Origin of the sequence: Phytopseudomonas dryadis, assembly GCF_004327355.1 — a bacterium.
GTDB classification, from domain to species: Bacteria; Pseudomonadota; Gammaproteobacteria; order Pseudomonadales; family Pseudomonadaceae; genus Aquipseudomonas; species Aquipseudomonas dryadis.
The window spans coordinates 193,215-210,219 of record NZ_QJUM01000004.1 but is presented as its reverse complement, the minus strand read 5'-3'; the positions used below and the strand labels follow the sequence as shown (position 1 = coordinate 210,219).

The following is a 17,005-nucleotide window of genomic DNA, read 5'->3' as shown; positions in this document are numbered from 1 at the left end:
ATGGCTGTCAAAAAGAAAACCGAGAAACAGACCGGCTCGTGGATCGGCGAGGTTGAAAAATACTCGCGCCAGATCTGGCTGGCAGGTTTGGGCGCCTACTCCAAGGTCAGCAAGGACGGCACCAAGCTGTTCGACACGCTGGTCAAGGATGGCGAGAAAGCCGAGAAGGCTGCCAAGAGCGGAGTCGACAAGCAGGCCGAGTCGGTCAAGTCGTCGATCGATTCCCGGGTCGGCAGCGCCAAGTCCAGGGTCGACGAGGTCAAGGACAAGGCGATCGGCAAGTGGGGCGAGCTCGAAGAGGCGTTCGACAAGCGTTTGAACAATGCCATTTCGCGCCTTGGCGTGCCCAGCCGTAATGAGGTCAAGACGCTCAACGACAAGGTCGACCTGCTGACCAAGCAGCTGGAGAAACTCACTGGCGTTTCGGCCAAGGCCGTTGCCAAGCCAGCCGCCAAGCCGGCTGCTGCGGCCAAGACAGCCAAGCCTGCCAGCAAACCGGCGAGCAAGGCGGCCGCGGCCAAACCGGCCGCCAAGTCCAGCGCCAAGCCGGCAGTCGCCAGTAAGCCAGCGGCCAAGTCTGCCGCCGCGAAACCTGCGGCCAAGCCAGCGGCGAAAGCTGCTGCTGCCAAGCCGGCCGCCAGCAAGCCCGCGGCCAAACCGGCGGCGAGCAAAAGTGCCGCCAAGCCTGCTGCCAAGGCGGCAGTCAAGCCTGCCGTGAAAGCGGCGCCCAAACCGGCCGCCAAGCCTGCGAGCAAGCCCGCCGCGGCGAAGAAACCGGCGGCGAGCAAGGCGACTCCGACGGCAGCGGCCACGCCTGCGGTAAACCCGGTGCCGGCGGCTACACCGTCCGCTCCGGCAGCGCCGACGTCCACCAGTCAGTCCTGAGGCTGCACTGCGCTACAGAAAACGCCCGGTCCAGTGCCTAATGCCAGTCAGTTAAGCATTGGCCCGCAAAACGGCGGTTTGCCCTGGCCCTGTGGGAGCCGCGACCCCGCGGCGATTGCGGATCGCACCACTGGTTTTGTGGAATGGCCGCCATTGCATCGCGCCGAGGTCGACGCTCCTACACGGGCGGCGGTTTGCCGCCCTTCTTCTGTAGGCGCACAAAGCCTTATCTGATCGGCATTAGGCCCAGTGCCGGGCGTTTTCGTTGTCAGGGCTCGAGGTAACGGCGGGCCAGGTGTTCGACGGTGAGGCGTGACTCGTGCTGCAGGTGCGGCGCGACCAGCATCATCACCTGGTAGACCACCAGGCGGCTATCGACCTTGCCGCCGAGGATGCGCTGGTAGTCCAGGGAAAACAGCAGCGTCAGGGTGATCTGCTCGACCAGTTGCCCCAGCGAGTGGCTGTCGCTGGGCAGTTGCCCCTGGGCTTGCAAGCGGGCCAGCAGGGAAGCCAGGGCGCGCTTGAGTCTGTTGAGCCACAGGCGCATGCCGTGCGCCAGCTTGGGCAGTCGCCCGGCGAGGTTGGAGAGATCCTGGAAGAGGAACCGATAGGCCGCCATGCGCTCGACGATCAGGTGCAGGAACAGCCAGTAGTCCTGCGCGCCAAGACGCACTTCGGCGGGTGGATCGAGCAGCGGCGACAGTTCTCCCTGGAAGCGCTCGAACAGGCCGAGGATCAGCGGCTCCTTGCCGTGGAAGTGGTAGTACAGGTTGCCGGGGCTGATGCCCAGTTCCGTGGCGATCTCCAGGGTGGAGACATTGGGTTCGCCGCGCTGGTTGAACAGTTGCAGCGCGGCTTCGAGGATGCGCTCGCGGGTTTTCATCCGTTGCTCTTGCGCTGCGCAGGTGGGACGCGGTCAGCGGGCATGCGTATCGCCGCTTCAACGCACATGGACGTAGGTGCCGGGCGCCGCTTCCATGGGCGGGTACTCGGCATTGCCCAGGGCCATCTGCGTTTCACGCCGGGCGCCGGAGCGTTCCTGTATCCAGCTCAGCCACTGCGGCCACCAGCTGCCCGCGACGGGCTCGGCCTCGTGGTACCAGGCCCGTGGGTCGGAGGTGAGCTTGCCGTTTTCGAAGTGGTTGGCCTTGGGGTTGCCCGGCGGGTTGAGCAGGCTCTGGATATGGCCGCTGTTGGACAGGATGAAGCGGCGCTTGCCGCCGAGCAGCAGCGTCGAACGATACACCGCGTCCCAGGGCGTTATGTGGTCGTTGATGCCGGCAATGCTGAAGCTGTCGACAGTGACCTTGCGCAGGTCGATCGGCGTACCGCAGACCTCCAGGCCGCCGCTGCGGATCAGCGGGTTGTGCTTGAAGAAGTCGATCAGGTCGCCATGCAGGGCGGCGGGCAGGCGGGTGTTGTCGTTGTTCCAGTAGAGGATGTCGAAGGCCGGCGGCTGCTTGCCGAGCAGGTAGTTGTTGACCCAGTAGTTCCAGATCAGGTCGTTGGGCCGCATCCAGGCGAACACCCTGGCCATGTCGCGGCCGTCCAGCACGCCCTGCTGGTAGGAGCGGCGCTTGGCGCCTTCCAGGGTCTGCTCATCGGCGAAGAGCAGCGCCGGGCTGTCGATCTGGCTATCGAGCAGGCTGACCATGTAGGTGGCGCAGCCCACCTTGCGCAGTTGTTTTCTGGCCTGCAAATGGCCTTGTAGCGCGGCGATGCTCAGGCCGCCGGCGCAGGCTCCGGCCAGGGTGACGGACTTGCTCGCGGTGATCGTGCGGCAGACATCCAGCGCTTGCTCGATGGCCTGGACGTAACTCGACAGGCCCCATTCGCGGTGCCGCGCATCCGGATTGCGCCAACTGATGATGAAGGTCTGCAGGCCGTTCTTCAGCGCATACTGGACGAAGTTCTTGTCGGTGCCGAGATCGAAGATGTAGTACTTGTTGATTTGCGGCGGCACGATCAGCAGCGGCCTGGCGTACTGTTTTTCGCTCATGGGCCTGTACTGGATCAGTTCCAGCAGCTCGTTGCGAAACACCACCGCGCCAGGTGTGCTGGCCAGGTTGCGGCCGACTTCGAAGGCCTGCTTGCTGACCTGGCTGGGTAGCCCATGGTTGTGCAGCAGGTCGTCGAGCAGGTGGCCGAGGCCCCTGAACACGCTGCTGCCGCCGCTGTTGAACAGCTCCTTGAGCGCCAGTGGGTTGAGCAGGGTATTGGAGGGTGACAGGGCGTCGCCGAGCAGCGAAGAGACGAAACGCGCGCGGGCGCGGTCATCGGCGCCGAGGTCGCTTTCGTCGATCCAGCGGTTGAGTTGCTTCTGCCAGGCCAGGTAGGCCTGCAGGCTGCGTCTGTAGAGGGGATTGAGTTGCCAGGTGGGGTCGGTGAAACGCGTATCCCGCGGGTTGACCGGGTGCAGGGTGTCGCCAAGCAGGATGCGTCCCAGTTGCCCGCCCAGGGCCAGTGCATGACGGGCACTGTGTACGGGCTGCTTGAGTCCTTGCAGGGCCAGGGTGCGCACGCTGGAAAGCAGATCGCGGCCACGCAGGCCGATGACGGCGTTCTGGGCATTCATCGCCCTGGCCGGGTCGGGCAGGCTGTCGGTGCGGCGGCTGTCTGGCATGGGCAACACTCCCTTCAGGCTGAGAGGCATGGGCTGTCACTACCCGACTCTTACACTAGTACAGCGCTGGTCCGTCTGCTCAGTGTCCGCTGCGCACGGCGCTGGCGTGCGGTGGGTGCATGACGGCGCGCTGCCGTTCCTCGGCCAGGAATTTCATGATGATCGGCGCGACCGCTTCGGCGCGCGTCACCAGGAACAGGTGGCCGTCGTCGATCACGTGCAGCTCGGAATTGGGAATGCGCCAGGCCAGCAGGCGCATGTTGACCAGCGGGATGATCGGGTCGTCGTCGCCGGCCAGCACCAGGGTCGGTTGGCGGATCTTGTGCAGCCAGTGGATGCTCGTCCAGCCGAGGCCGGCGAACAGTTGCCAGTAGTAGCCCAGCTTGCCGCCGGAGCGCACTTTGCTGGCATGCGCCAGGGCCAGCTTGGGGTCGCGGCGGAAGGCGCCGCCGTAGATGTCCGCGGCGATGTGCACGCCATAGGACGGCTGCACGTAGCGCCGCGGGCTGGCCATGCGCCAGAGCACCCTGGGCTTGCCCGGGAGCATCACCGCGCCGGCCGAGGTGGCGGCCAGCACCAGCTTCTTGCAGCGCTCCGGGTAGTCATGGGCGAACTGCTGGGCCAGGGCGCCGCCCCAGGATACGCCGATGACGTTGACCTGGCCGTAGTCCAGGTAGTCGAGCATGCGCGCCGCCAGCTTCGCCAGGCCGGGGAAACGGTAGGGCGTGGCCGGTGTCGAGGAACCGCCCACGCCGGGCACGTCGAAGGCGATCACCTCCAGGTCCGCATCCAGGGCGCGGACGAAGGGCATCACCAGTTCGAGGTTGGCGCCGATGCCGTTGAAGATCAGCAGCGGCACCTTGTCGGGGCTACCGGCACGCACGGCGGTGCGGATGGTCTGGCCACCCAGGTCGATGGTGCGAAACACGAAAGGTAACGACATGCGCCTGCCCCTGTCAGTGATTGGCCGAAATGCTGGATGCGCACGCTGGCCGTCGCGCGAACTCGACGAACAGCCGCGACGGCGGCTCAGCGTTCATGCACATAGGTACCGGGCGCGGCTTCGCCGGCGGGGTGGCGTTTGTTGCCCAGGGCGGCGGGGGCCTTCTTCAGCTTGCCGGAGCGTTCGTTCAGCCACTTCTGCCAATGCAGCCACCAGGAGTCGGTGTGCTTGGTCGCCTCTTCCTGCCAGGCCTTGGGATCGCTGGGCATGTCCGGATTGGTCATGTAGCGCGCCTTGGGGTTGCCCGGCGGGTTGAGAATGCTCTGGATATGGCCGCTGTTGGACAGCACGAACTCGCATTTGCCGCCGAACAGCAGGGCCGACTTGTAGCAGGAGGTCCAGGGCGTGATGTGGTCATTGCTGCCGGCCACCACGAAGAAGTCGCAGCTCACCTGCTTGAGGTCGATCGGCGTACCGCAGACTTCCAGCGCGCCGGCGCGGGTCAGCGGGTTGTTCTGGAACATCTCGATGAATTCGCCGTGCAGCGCGGCCGGCAGGCGCGTGGTGTCGTTGTTCCAGTAGAGGATGTCGAACACCGGCGGCTCGTTGCCGAGCAGGTAGTTGTTGACCCAGTAGTTCCAGATCAGGTCGTTGGGGCGCATCCAGGCGAACACCTTGGCCATGTCGCTGCCCTCCAGCACACCGGCCTGGTAGGAGCGGCGCTTGGCCGCTTCCAGGGTCTTCTCGTCGGCGAACAGCGCTACCTGGCTATCGAGCTGGGTGTCGAGCACGCTGACCAGCAGGGTCAGGGCATGGACTTTCTGCTCGCCCAGGGCCGCGTAGTGGCCGAGCAGGGAGGCGGTGGTCAACCCGCCCGAACAGGCGCCGAGGATGTTCAGGTCCTTGCTGCCGGTGATCGCGGTGACCACCTCGATGGCTTCCTTGAGTGCCTCGATGTAGGTCGACAGGCCCCACTCGCGCTGGGCCTTGGTCGGGTTGCGCCAGCTCACCACGAAGGTCTGCAGGCCGTTGCGCAGGAGGAAGCGCGCCAGGCTCTTTTCCGGCGACAGGTCGAAGACGTAGTACTTGTTGATCTGTGGCGGCACCACCAGCAGTGGGCGTTCCTGCACCTGCTCGGTCATGGGCCGGTACTGGATCAGCTCCAGCACGTCATTGCGAAAGACCACGGCGCCCTCGGTGGTGGCGACGTTCTTGCCGACTTCGAAGGCCTTCATGTCGACCTGGCTGGGCATGCCGCCGTTGTGCACCAGATCCTTGGCCAGGTGCGAGAGGCCGTCGAGCAGGCTCTTGCCGCCGGTCTCGAAGAAGCGCTTGAGCGCCGCCGGATTGGCCATGCCGTTGCTGGGCGCCAGGGCCTCGGTCAGCAGGTGGACGACGAAATGGCCGCGGCTGGCGTCCTGCTCCGACAGCGAGCTGTGTTCGACCCAGTCGTGCAGTTCCCGGCGCCAGGCCAGGTAGCCCTGCAGGTAGCGTCGGTACAGGGGGTTCTGGCTCCAGGCCGGATCGGCGAAGCGGCGATCGCTGTCGTCCGGTCTGAGCTGGGACTGGCCGAGCAGGACGTTTTTCAGTTCCAGCCCGAAGTGGGCGACGTGCTTGGCGCTGTGCAGCGGTTGGCGGATGGCCTGGGTCAGCAGCAGGCGCGCGGAGCTCAGCAGATCCTTGCCGCGGATGCCGATGACCGGGTTGAGGCCCAGGGTGTTCTCGGAGGCTTGGCGTTTCAGGTCATCATTGTTCTTGTCACTCATCTACGACGCTCCCTTGTCCCGAGTCGGGTACCGACAGCCATTGCAGGCAACGGCTTGCGGTTGGCGGTGTGTGCTTCATCCGCTGGGGATGAAGACATGAACCTGACTCTTGCTTGGTTACCCGAGTTTTGCGCTTTGCGCAAGTTGCTCGCGGTGGGGCGTACGGCGGGCGTGCCGCGGGGGAGGTCGTGTGTGCCGCTGCAAGGCTTCGTTCAGAGCATCAGGCGTACCACCGACTCATCGGGGTCGCGGGACTTGCCGGCCGCTGCCAACTGGGCGAGGTAGTCACGCCACAATTCGTCGTGACGGATGGCCAGTTGATAGAGGTAGTCCCAACTGAACAGGCCGCTGTCGTGACCGTCGTCGAAGGTCAGCTTCAGGGCGTAGTTGCCGGCGGGTTCGATCCCGACCAGGGCGACGTTGAGCTTGCCGGTCTGCAGGATCGGCTTGCCGTGGCCCTGTACTTCGGCCGACGGCGAATGCACGCGCAGAAATTCCGCCGAGAGCTCATAGGCGTCGCTGCCGTAGTGCAACTCCAGCGTGCGTGAGGCCTTGTGCAGCTTGATCGAGGTAGGGATACGCATGGGGCGGCTCCAAGCCGCAGGCTGCAAGCCACAAGCTGGAGTCAAAAGCGGGCCGCTCTTGGCTTGAAGCTCGTGGCTTGCAGCTTGCCGCTGCTTTTAGAGGATATACCGCGACAGGTCTTCGTCTTCGGCCAGTTCGCCGAGGTGGCCGTTGACGTAGGCGGCATCGATGCGGATCGCCTCGCCGTTCTGCTGGCCGGCGAGGTCGCCGGCACTGAACGATACCTCTTCGAGCAGGCGCTCGAGCAGGGTGTGCAGGCGGCGGGCGCCGATGTTCTCGGTCTTCTCGTTGACCTGCCAGGCGATCTCGGCGAGACGCTTGATGCCGTCGGCGGCGAACTCGACCTTGAGCCCTTCGGTGTTCAGCAGCGCGGCGTATTGCTCGGTCAGCGAGGCATGCGGCTCGGTCAGGATGCGCTCGAAGTCTTCCGGCGACAGGGCCTTGAGTTCGACGCGGATCGGCAGGCGCCCCTGCAGCTCCGGCACCAGGTCGCTGGGCTTGCTCAGGTGGAAGGCGCCGGAGGCGATGAACAGGATATGGTCGGTCTTGACCATGCCCAGCTTGGTATTCACCGTGCAGCCTTCGATCAGCGGCAGCAGGTCGCGCTGTACGCCTTCGCGGGACACGTCGGCGCCACCGGCGTTGGCGCGTTTGGCGACCTTGTCGATCTCGTCGATGAAGACGATGCCATGCTGCTCGACGGCTTCCAGGGCCTTGGCCTTGAGTTCTTCCTCGTTGACCAGGCGTCCGGCTTCCTCGTCGCGCACCAGTTTCAGGGCGTCGACGACCTTGAGCTTGCGGCTCTTCTTCTTGCCCTTGCCCATGTTGGAGAACAGGTTCTGCAACTGGCTGGTCATCTCTTCCATGCCGGGCGGGGTCATGATCTCGATGCCGGCGGGCGTGTCGGCGACCTCGATCTCGATTTCCTTGTCGTCCAGCTGGCCTTCGCGCAGGCGCTTGCGGAACAGCTGGCGGGTGTTGGAATCACCGCTGGACGCCGCTTCCTCGTTGAAGCCACTGCGCGCGGGCGGCAGCAGGGCGTCGAGGATGCGGTCCTCGGCGGCGTCTTCGGCGCGGTGGCGCACCTTGACCATTTCCTGCTCGCGGAGCATTTTCACCGCGGCATCGGCGAGGTCGCGGATGATCGACTCCACATCGCGGCCGACGTAGCCCACTTCGGTGAATTTGGTCGCTTCGACCTTGAGGAAGGGGGCGTTGGCCAGCTTGGCCAGGCGCCGGGCGATCTCGGTCTTGCCGACGCCGGTGGGGCCGATCATCAGGATGTTCTTGGGCGTGACTTCGGCGCGCAGGTCGAGCGGCAGTTGCATGCGCCGCCAGCGGTTGCGCAGGGCGATGGCCACGGCGCGTTTGGCGTCATCCTGGCCGATGATATGGCGATTGAGTTCGTGGACGATCTCGCGGGGTGTCATGGACATGGGGCGGCTCCGGTCCGGACGCGGCTCAGCAGGCCGAGTCCAGTTCCTCGATGGTCAGGTTCTGATTGGTGAAGACACAGATGGAACCGGCGATGTTCAACGCGGTTTCCGCGACTTCCCGGGCGCTCATCTGCTCGGTGTGCTGGAGCAGGGCCAGGGCGGCGGCCTGGGCGTAGCCGCCCCCGGAACCCATGGCGATCAGGCCGTGCTCGGGCTCGACCACGTCACCGTTGCCGGTGATGATCAGCGAGGCGTCCTTGTTGGCGACGGCGAGCATGGCTTCCAGGCGGCTCAGCGAGCGATCCGTACGCCAGTCCTTGGCCAGCTCGACGGCCGCGCGTATCAGGTGGCCCTGGTGCTTCTCCAGTTTGCCTTCGAAGCGTTCGAACAGGGTGAAGGCATCGGCGGTGGCGCCGGCGAACCCGGCGATGACCTGGCCGTGGTAGAGGCGGCGAACCTTCTTCGCATTGCCTTTCATCACGGTATTGCCGAGGGAAACCTGGCCGTCGCCACCCATGACGACTTTGCCGTGGCGGCGGACTGAAACGATAGTGGTCAAGGGCGTGCTCCTTCGGCAGCTCCGGGGTTGACCCTGTATATGGGGATGGCGTGCGTGCGGTTCAAGCCGGTCGGCATGAACGGTAGGGAAACGGCCCTTCCTGCTGGCTGGCCTTGGGTACAGGGCGATCGAATAGAGGCGGTTTTCGTTTCGTGATCGGGTCAAGACGATAGCGGCCGGTCGTAGGATGGGTGCAACCCATCGGCAATTGATGGGTTTCGCCTACGCGGCCCGACCCATCCTGTGGGCTGGAAAGCTGGACGAAAGAGCCTGTGCGGTCTGCTTGTCGTTCAGCCTCCAGCCTTTAGCGCTCCTATCGGCCGTCTGGCCTGTTCTCAGCGGCTCTGGCGCTGCTGCAACAACAGGTTGCTGAAACCGTTGGCGGCCAGGGCCTTCTGCGACTGCGCCAGTTGCTCGCGGTTGGTGAAGGGGCCGACCAGTACCCGGTGCCAGGTTTCGTCACGCACCGTGCCGGATTCCACGCGCACGCTCTGACCGAGCAGGATGATCTGCGCGCGTACGCTTTCGGCGTCGTCCTTGCGGCGGAACGAGCCGGCCTGGAGGAAGAATTGCGTGGTCAGCGGCGCCTGGGCGGCCGGCGCGACCGGGGGCGGTGGTGGCGGTGTTTCGCCGTTGAGCGCGGCCTGGGCGCGGGCGGCGTCGATCTTCGCCGCCTCCTCGGGCGTCACGGTCGGTTGTGCCGGTGGAGCGGGCGGCGGTACGGCGTCCGGCGGCACGATGACCTCCGACTCGGGCAGCAGGGTGTAGAAGTCGTACTTGGGCTTGCCCGGTTCCTGGCTGGTCGCCGAAGGCGTCGGTTTGGGCGCGGTGCCGGCCCGCTCGGGCTGGGCCTTGTCGCGTTTGATCGCGTCGCTGCCCGGTTGCAGGTTGACCAGCAGCATGATGAACACGCCGACCACCAGGCCGCAGGCCAGCCAGATCCAGCCCGGTACGGGGCGTTTGCTCGGTGCCTTGTAGCGGCTGGCGCCGCGCTTGGCGGCGGGCTTCTTGCGGGTTGCCACTTACATGCGCTCCAGGGTTTCCAGGCCGAGCAATTGCAGGCCTTGCTTGAGGGTGCGGCCGGCCAGCGCGGCGAGGCGCAGGCGGCTGTGCTGGGTCGCCTGGTCGTCGGCCGACAGAATCGGACAGTTCTCGTAGAAGCTGGAGAACAGCCCGGCGACGTCGTACAGGTAGGCGCACAGCAGGTGCGGCGTGCCTTTTTCGGCGACGCTTACCAGGACTTCGCCGAACTGGGCGAGCTTGCCGCCCAGTTCGAGTTCCTGGGGCGCGTGAAGTTCGATGCGGCCCTCGACCTGTTCGAAGCTGCGGCCCAGTTTGCGGAAGAGGCTGGCGACCCGGGTGTAGGCGTACAGCAGGTAGGGCGCGGTGTTGCCCTCGAAGCTGAGCATCAGTTCGAAGTTGAAGCTGTAGTCGCTGGTGCGGTGCTTGGACAGGTCGGCGTATTTCACCGCGCCGATGCCCACGGCGCGGGCGATCTGCCGCAGTTCGTCCTCGCCCAGCTCGGCGTTCTTCGCCTTGACCAGGTCGTAGGCGCGCGCTTCGGCCTCGTCGAGCAGGTCGATGAGTTTCACCGTGCCGCCGTCGCGGGTCTTGAACGGGCGGCCATCGGCGCCGTTCATGGTGCCGAAGCCCATGTGTTCGAGGCGCATGCCGTCATGCACGAAGCCGGCGCGGCGCGCCACCTCGAAGGCCATCTGGAAGTGCAGGGCCTGGCGCTGGTCGACGAAGTACAGGGAGCGGTCGGCCTTGAGCACCCGGCTGCGGTAGCGCATGGCCGCCAGGTCGGTGGTCGAGTACAGGTAGCCGCCGCCGGCCTTCTGCACGATCACCGGCAGCGGCTTGCCTTCGGCGTTCTGGTAGTCGTCGAGGAAGACGCACTGGGCGCCGTTGTCTTCGCTGAGCAGGCCCTGGCTGCGCAGGTCGGCGACCACGTTGGCCAGGTCATCGTTGTAGGCGCTCTCGCCCTTGACGTCGGCCGGGGTCAGCTTGACGCCCAGGCGATCGTAGGCCTTCTGGCAATGCGACAGGGAGATGGCATTGAAGCGTTGCCACAGGCGCATGCACTCGGGCTCGCCGGCTTGCAGTTGCACCACCAGGGCGCGGGCGCGCTCGGCGAACTCGGCGGATTCGTCGAAGCGTTTCTTGGCCGCACGGTAGAAGCCCTCGAGGTCGGCCAGTTCGCTTTCCGCGGCGGCCGGATTCTCTTCCATGAACGCCAGCAGCATGCCGAACTGGGTGCCCCAGTCGCCGACGTGGTTCTGCCGGATCACTTCGTCGCCGAGGAACTCCAGCACCCGGGCCACGGCGTCGCCGATGATGGTCGAGCGCAGGTGGCCGACGTGCATTTCCTTGGCCAGATTCGGCGAGGACAGGTCGACCACCACGCGTTCGGCCGGGCCGTTCTTGCGCACGCCGAGGTGCGTATCGGCGAGTTGCGCGTCGAGGCGCTCGGCCAGGGCCTGGCTGTTCTGGTAGAAGTTGAGGAAGCCGGGGCCGGCGATCTCGACCTTGGCGATCTGCGCGTCGGCGGGCAGGGCGTCGATCAGCTTCTGCGCCAGGTCGCGCGGCTTCAGCGCCGCGGGCTTGGCCAGCATCATGGCGATATTGCTGGCGAAGTCGCCGTGGCTCTTGTCCTTGGTGTTCTCCACCTGGATCGCCGGGCTCAGGCCCTCGGGCAGCACGCCATCGGCGGTCAGGCGGGTCAGGGCTTGCTGGATCAGGTGGCGAATGCTGTCTTTCATGGGAACTCGGTCGGCATAAGGCATGGGCAAGACCGCATATTATCGGGGTCTATAGGGGGGAGCGGCAAGCCACCAGCGGGATGAAAAGCCGACAACAACGCTGGAGGCTTGAGGGCTGAACGAAAAAGCTTGACTGGAGTAAGGCCGACCACAACGCTGTCCAGCCTCCAGCCTCCAGCCTCCAGCCTCCAGCCTCCAGCCTCCAGCCTCCAGCCTCCAGCCTCCAGCCTCCAGCCTCCAGCCTCCAGCCTCCAGCCTAAAAAAGATCGATCGGGTCGACGTCCAGCGACCAGCGCACGGCGCGGCCGCTGGGCATGCTCTCCAGGATCGGCAGCCAGTGGGCGAGCAGTCTGTGCAGGGGCGCGCGGGCGTTGGCCTGCAGCAGCAGTTGCGCGCGGTAGCGTCCGGCGCGGCGTTCCATCGGCGCGGGTACCGGGCCGAGCAGTTCGATGCCGCTCAGTTGCAGGTCGCCCAGCAGCTGTTCGGCCTCGCTGCAGGCGTCGTCGAGAAAGCCTTCGGCCTGACCCGGCTTGTGCGCTTCCGCGCGCAGCAGGGCCAGGTGGCAGAACGGCGGCAGGCCGGCGGCGCGGCGTTCGCTCAGGGCCTGTTCGGCGAAGGCGAAGTAGCCCTGCTCGGTCAGTTGCACCAGCAGCGGGTGGTCGGCCAGGTGGCTCTGGATGATCACCTTGCCGGGTTCCTCGGCGCGTCCGGCACGCCCGGCGACCTGGACGATCAACTGCGCCATGCGCTCGCTGGCGCGGAAGTCGGCGGAAAACAGGCCGCCGTCGGCATCGAGGATGGCGACCAGGGTCACCCGCGGGAAGTGGTGACCCTTGGCCAGCATCTGGGTGCCGACCAGGATGCACGGCTCGCCCCGCTGCACGGTGTTGAACAGCGTGTTCATCGCCTCCTTGCGCGAAGTGCTGTCGCGGTCCACGCGCAACACCGGTACGCCGGGGAAGAGGATTTCCAGGCGTTCCTCGGCGCGTTCCGTGCCCGCGCCGACCGGGCGCAGGTCGACATTGTTGCAGCTCGGGCAATTGCTCGGCTGGCGTTCGACGTGGCCGCAGTGGTGGCAGCGCAGCTCATGGCTGCGCTGGTGCACGGTCATGCGCGCATCGCAGCGCGGGCATTCCGACAGCCAGCCGCATTCGTGGCACAGCAGGGTCGGGGCGAAGCCGCGACGGTTGAGGAACACCAGCACCTGCTGGCCGGCCGCCAGGGTCTGGGCGATGGCCTGCTGCATGGGCCCGGAAATCCCCGCGTCGAGCGGCCGGCTCTTGATGTCCAGGCGCAGGAAGCGCGGGGCCTGCGCGCCGCCGGCCCGCTGGTTCAGGCGCAGCATGGCGTAGCGTCCGCTGTGGGCGTTGTGCAGGCTTTCCAGCGACGGCGTGGCCGAGCCGAGCAGGATCGGCACGTTTTCCTGGTGGGCGCGTACCACCGCCAGGTCACGGGCGTGGTAGCGCAGGCCTTCCTGCTGTTTATAGGAGGCGTCGTGCTCCTCGTCGATGATGATCAGGCCGGGGCGCTTCATCGGCGTGAACAGGGCCGAGCGGGTGCCGATGATGATGTCGGCCTCGCCATCGCGAGCGGCCAGCCAGGCGTCCAGGCGTTCGCGGTCGTTGACCGCCGAGTGCAGCAGGGCGATGCGCGCGTTGAAGCGGCGCTCGAAGCGCGCCAGGGTCTGCGGCCCCAGGTTGATTTCGGGGATCAGCACCAGTGCCTGCTTGCCGGCTTCCAGGGTTTCGCGGATCAGCTGCAGGTAGACCTCGGTCTTGCCGCTGCCGGTGACCCCGGCGAGCAGGAAGGCGTTGAAGCTGTCGAAGCCGGCGCGCACCGCTTCGGCGGCGGCGCGTTGTTCGACGTTCAGCGGCAGTTCGGGCTGGGCCAGCCAGTTGGCGTGGCGCTCGCTGCTGGCCTGGCGGCGTACTTCCAGGCGCACCAGGCCCTTTTCCCGGAGCAGGTCCAGGCTGTCCTTGTTGATCTGCAACTGGCTGAGCAGTTGGTGGGCGACGCCGTGGGGATGCTGGGCGATGGTCTTCAGCGCTGCACGCTGGCGCGGCGCCCGGGCCAGGCGCGGGTCGTCCTGGCGAGCGCCCTCGGCGATCAGCCAGAAGCGCTCCTGGCGTGCCTCGGCCGGCTCGCCCTGGCGCAACAGCACCGGCAGCGCCCAGTTGAGGGTGTCGCCCAGGCTGTGCTGGTAGTACTGCGCCGTCCACTGGCAGAGGCGAAACAGCGCGGGTGGGAGCGGCGACTGCAGGTCGAGCAGTTGCAGGGCGGGCTTGAGCTTGTCGGCCGGCACCTCGCTGTGCTCGCAGACTTCGACCAGTACGCCGATCAGTTCGCGCCGGCCAAAGGGCACGCGCAGGCGCGCGCCGGGCTGCAGGTCGCGGGCCGACACGCCGGGCGGGGCACGGTAGTCGAACAGGCGACGCAGCGGAGAGGGCAGGGCGAGTCGCAGAATGGCGTCGGGCACGTGGCGAGGTTCCAGGCAGGCGAGGCGCGATCTTAGCAGGCCCTTGGAAAACCACCTATGTTGCCATCCCTGCGTTCTAATAGGCTCAACAAGCCGCTTGCGGCTAACGCACTTTAGTGCGGCCCGAAGGGCGAGCGGAGCGAGTAATGCTCATTTACAGCCAGTAAATTGCGTTTTTTCGCCTGTTTTTGCGGGACCGCCATCGGTATTGCGCTGGCTGCCTCGCAAACGTTTTTCAACGGCCTGCTAGCATGCCCCCTGGCGACGGCCGGCTGAGTCTGTGGCTTGCATCGCCGGGGCGCTCTGGTATTATCCGCGGCCAACCTGCGTGCGGTACCTGACATCGGGTCAGGTGGCGGCACAAAACCTGAGGAATACCCCCATGAAAGCTGATATCCATCCGGAATACGTCGCCATCGACGCTACCTGCAGCTGCGGTAACGTCATCAAGACTCGCTCCACCCTGGCCAAGCCGCTGAGCCTGGACGTGTGCTCCGAGTGCCACCCGTTCTACACCGGCAAGCAGAAAGTGCTGGACGCTGGCGGCCGTATCGACCGCTTCAAGCAGCGTTTCGGTGTGTTCGGCGCCAAGTAAGCGGCCGAGTAGCGAAGTCGGGCCTCATGGCTGGTTTCGCGCTGATCAGGAAGGCGTCCCTCGTGGGCGCCTTTTTCGTTTCCGTGGTCTGCCTGCCGGCCCAGGCCTTCTGCCCTGCGCCGGGCCCGTTGCCGGTGGCCAAGGTGCAGCGGGTGGTCGATGGCGACACCCTGCGCCTGGTCGATGGCCGCAGCGTGCGCCTGATCGGCCTCAACAGTCCGGAGCTGGCGCGCAAGGGGCGTGCGGCAGAGCCCTTCGCCGAGCGGGCGCGGCAGCGCCTGGGCGAGTTGGTGGCGGCCAATGACGGTCGCGTCTCGGTGCAGGTGGGCGAGCAGGGGCGTGATCGCTATGGGCGCACCCTGGCCCACCTGTACGACGGCCGGGGCCGCAACCTGGAAGCGCAACTGCTGAGCGAGGGGCTGGGCCATCTGGTCGCCATCGCGCCGAACGTGGCGCTGGTCGACTGCCATCGCGCGGCGGAACGCGAGGCGCGCAGCGCCCGGGCTGGATTGTGGAAGCGAAGCCGGGTGCAGGGTGTGGCCGGGGTCAAGGGCAGCGGCTTCATGCTGATCCAGGGGCGTGTGCAGCGTGTCGAGCGTAACCGCGGCGGCCTGTGGCTCGAGCTGGGACACTCGGTGGTGCTGCGTATCGCGCCGGATGCGCTCGACACTTTCGACCCGGCCCTGTTGAGCGGGCTGTCGGGCAAGCGGGTCGAGGCGCGCGGCTGGATGATCGACCGTTCCCGGCAGGGCGGCACCAAGGGCGACCAGGCGCGCTGGATGCTGCCTCTGAGCCACGGCGCCATGCTGCAGGTGTTGCCGTGATCCCGTGATGCTGCTGCGCGGGCGCAGGCTGGCGTCTGCTCAATAATCCCGATCCACAGGGCAAGCCGCGTGGCGGCGATTGGTTCAAATGGGTGCACTGAAGGTGCGTCTCCAAGCTGACCGCACAGTCTTGTGCAGCACTATGCAACTTGCGTATCCTCGGCCGCCTGCCTGTTCACAGCCCCAAAAAGCGGAAATGCCACTATGTCTGATCTGAAAACTGCCGCTCTCGACTATCACGAAAAGCCCCGTCCGGGAAAACTGAGTGTCGAGCTGACCAAGCCCACGGCCACCGCACGCGACCTGTCCCTGGCCTACAGCCCGGGCGTGGCCGAGCCGGTGCGCGAGATCGCCCGCGATCCCGAGCTGGCCTACCGTTACACCGGCAAAGGCAACCTGGTGGCAGTCATTTCCGACGGCACCGCCATTCTGGGGCTGGGCAATCTCGGCCCGCTGGCCTCCAAGCCGGTCATGGAAGGCAAGGGTGTGCTGTTCAAGCGTTTCGCCGGTATCGATGTGTTCGACATCGAAGTCGATGCGGAAAGCCCGCAGGCCTTCATCGACACGGTCAAGCGCATTTCCATCACCTTCGGTGGCATCAACCTGGAAGACATCAAGGCACCCGAGTGCTTCGAGATCGAGCGCGCCCTGATCGAGCAGTGCGACATCCCGGTTTTCCACGATGACCAGCACGGCACCGCGATCGTCACCGCCGCCGGCATGCTCAACGCCCTGGAAATCGCCGGCAAGACCTTGCCCGAAGCCAAGATCGTCTGCCTGGGTGCCGGTGCCGCGGCCATCTCCTGCATGAAATTGCTGGTGAGCATGGGCGCCAGGGTCGAGAACATCTTCATGGTCGATCGCAAGGGCGTGGTGCATGCCGGGCGTGACGACCTGAACCAGTACAAGGCGGTGTTCGCCACCGAAACCAGCAAGCGTACGCTGGACGACGCGCTGTCGGGTGCCGATGTCTTCGTCGGCCTGTCCGGCCCCAACCTGTTGAGCGCCGAAGGCCTCAAGCTGATGGCGCCGAACCCGATCGTCTTCGCCTGTTCCAACCCCGACCCGGAGATCGCCCCGGAGCTGGCGCACGCCACCCGCAATGACGTGATCATGGCCACCGGCCGTTCGGACTACCCGAACCAGGTCAACAACGTCCTGGGTTTCCCCTTCATCTTCCGCGGCGCGCTGGACGTGCGTGCCACCCGCATCAACGAGGAAATGAAGATCGCCGCCGCCAACGCCCTGCGCGAACTGGCCAAGCTGCCGGTGCCCCAGGAAGTCTGCGATGCCTATGGCGGCATCTCGCTGGCGTTCGGTCGCGAGTACATCATTCCGAAGCCGATGGATGCCCGTCTGATCACCGTGATCTCCGACGCGGTGGCCAAGGCGGCCATCGAGAGCGGCGTGGCGACGCTGCCCTATCCGAAGCACTACCCGCTGCAGTCGGTGAACGAGGTGTTCAACGGCTGACCGGCTGTTCAGGTGCTGTGAAGAAAACCCGCTTCGGCGGGTTTTTTCATGGCTGTGTCCCAGCATATGTCGCTGGTC

The 17,005-nt window shown here is 66.0% G+C and carries 14 protein-coding genes; 4 read left to right on the top strand and 10 right to left on the bottom strand.

All coding sequences use genetic code 11. The features are described 5' to 3' along the window. Window positions 1–885: a phasin family protein gene (locus tag DNK34_RS05085; protein ID WP_131177270.1), complete on the top strand. Its 885-nt coding sequence runs from the start codon at window positions 1–3 to the stop codon at window positions 883–885. Window positions 886–1,153: 268 nt separating this feature from the next. On the opposite strand, the gene DNK34_RS05080 is transcribed toward DNK34_RS05085, so the two are convergent. The 10 genes from DNK34_RS05080 to DNK34_RS05035 all read right to left on the bottom strand — a co-directional run bounded on the left by DNK34_RS05080 (window position 1,154) and on the right by DNK34_RS05035 (window position 14,035). Then, entirely contained in the window at window positions 1,154–1,768 is a 615-nt protein-coding gene (locus DNK34_RS05080) for a TetR/AcrR family transcriptional regulator (protein ID WP_131177271.1), read from the bottom strand. Between the two features lie 57 nt (window positions 1,769–1,825). Next, window positions 1,826–3,508, bottom strand: a complete 1,683-nt coding sequence (phaC, locus tag DNK34_RS05075; protein WP_131177272.1) for a class II poly(R)-hydroxyalkanoic acid synthase — start codon at window positions 3,506–3,508, stop codon at window positions 1,826–1,828. A 79-nt stretch (window positions 3,509–3,587) separates the two neighbouring features. Next, a complete protein-coding gene (gene phaZ / locus DNK34_RS05070; protein ID WP_131177273.1) occupies window positions 3,588–4,451 on the bottom strand; it encodes a poly(3-hydroxyalkanoate) depolymerase in 864 nt (287 codons plus the stop codon). A gap of 86 nt (window positions 4,452–4,537) precedes the next feature. Beyond that, window positions 4,538–6,217, bottom strand: coding sequence for a class II poly(R)-hydroxyalkanoic acid synthase (gene phaC, locus DNK34_RS05065; RefSeq protein WP_131177274.1), 1,680 nt, complete (start codon window positions 6,215–6,217; stop codon window positions 4,538–4,540). 212 nt (window positions 6,218–6,429) lie between these two features. Beyond that, window positions 6,430–6,801 (bottom strand): gamma-butyrobetaine hydroxylase family protein, encoded by a 372-nt coding sequence (locus DNK34_RS05060; RefSeq protein ID WP_131177275.1) that lies wholly within the window; start codon window positions 6,799–6,801, stop codon window positions 6,430–6,432. A gap of 96 nt (window positions 6,802–6,897) precedes the next feature. After that, window positions 6,898–8,238 carry an ATP-dependent protease ATPase subunit HslU gene (gene hslU, locus DNK34_RS05055; protein WP_131177276.1) on the bottom strand — a complete coding sequence of 447 codons (1,341 nt, stop codon included), beginning with the start codon at window positions 8,236–8,238 and terminating at the stop codon, window positions 6,898–6,900. A gap of 25 nt (window positions 8,239–8,263) precedes the next feature. Then, a complete protein-coding gene (gene hslV, locus DNK34_RS05050; RefSeq protein ID WP_131177277.1) occupies window positions 8,264–8,797 on the bottom strand; it encodes an ATP-dependent protease subunit HslV in 534 nt (177 codons plus the stop codon). A 335-nt stretch (window positions 8,798–9,132) separates the two neighbouring features. Continuing rightward, on the bottom strand, window positions 9,133–9,819 hold the full coding sequence (locus tag DNK34_RS05045; protein WP_131177278.1) for an SPOR domain-containing protein: 687 nt from the start codon (window positions 9,817–9,819) through the stop codon (window positions 9,133–9,135). Beyond that, window positions 9,820–11,559, bottom strand: a complete 1,740-nt coding sequence (gene argS / locus DNK34_RS05040; protein WP_131177279.1) for an arginine--tRNA ligase — start codon at window positions 11,557–11,559, stop codon at window positions 9,820–9,822. It abuts the gene before it with no gap. A gap of 256 nt (window positions 11,560–11,815) precedes the next feature. Continuing rightward, window positions 11,816–14,035, bottom strand: coding sequence for a primosomal protein N' (locus DNK34_RS05035; protein ID WP_131174424.1), 2,220 nt, complete (start codon window positions 14,033–14,035; stop codon window positions 11,816–11,818). 382 nt (window positions 14,036–14,417) lie between these two features. Between DNK34_RS05035 and rpmE the strand changes: the two genes are divergently transcribed. The 3 genes from rpmE (at window position 14,418) to DNK34_RS05020 (ending at window position 16,927) form a co-directional block, all read left to right on the top strand. Further along, entirely contained in the window at window positions 14,418–14,630 is a 213-nt protein-coding gene (gene rpmE, locus DNK34_RS05030; RefSeq protein ID WP_042552353.1) for a 50S ribosomal protein L31, read from the top strand. A gap of 26 nt (window positions 14,631–14,656) precedes the next feature. After that, complete coding sequence (locus DNK34_RS05025; protein WP_131174423.1) at window positions 14,657–15,454, top strand: thermonuclease family protein; 798 nt, start codon at window positions 14,657–14,659, stop codon at window positions 15,452–15,454. Between the two features lie 204 nt (window positions 15,455–15,658). After that, window positions 15,659–16,927 carry a malic enzyme-like NAD(P)-binding protein gene (locus tag DNK34_RS05020; RefSeq protein ID WP_131174422.1) on the top strand — a complete coding sequence of 423 codons (1,269 nt, stop codon included), beginning with the start codon at window positions 15,659–15,661 and terminating at the stop codon, window positions 16,925–16,927. The last annotated feature ends 78 nt before the right edge of the window (window positions 16,928–17,005 follow it).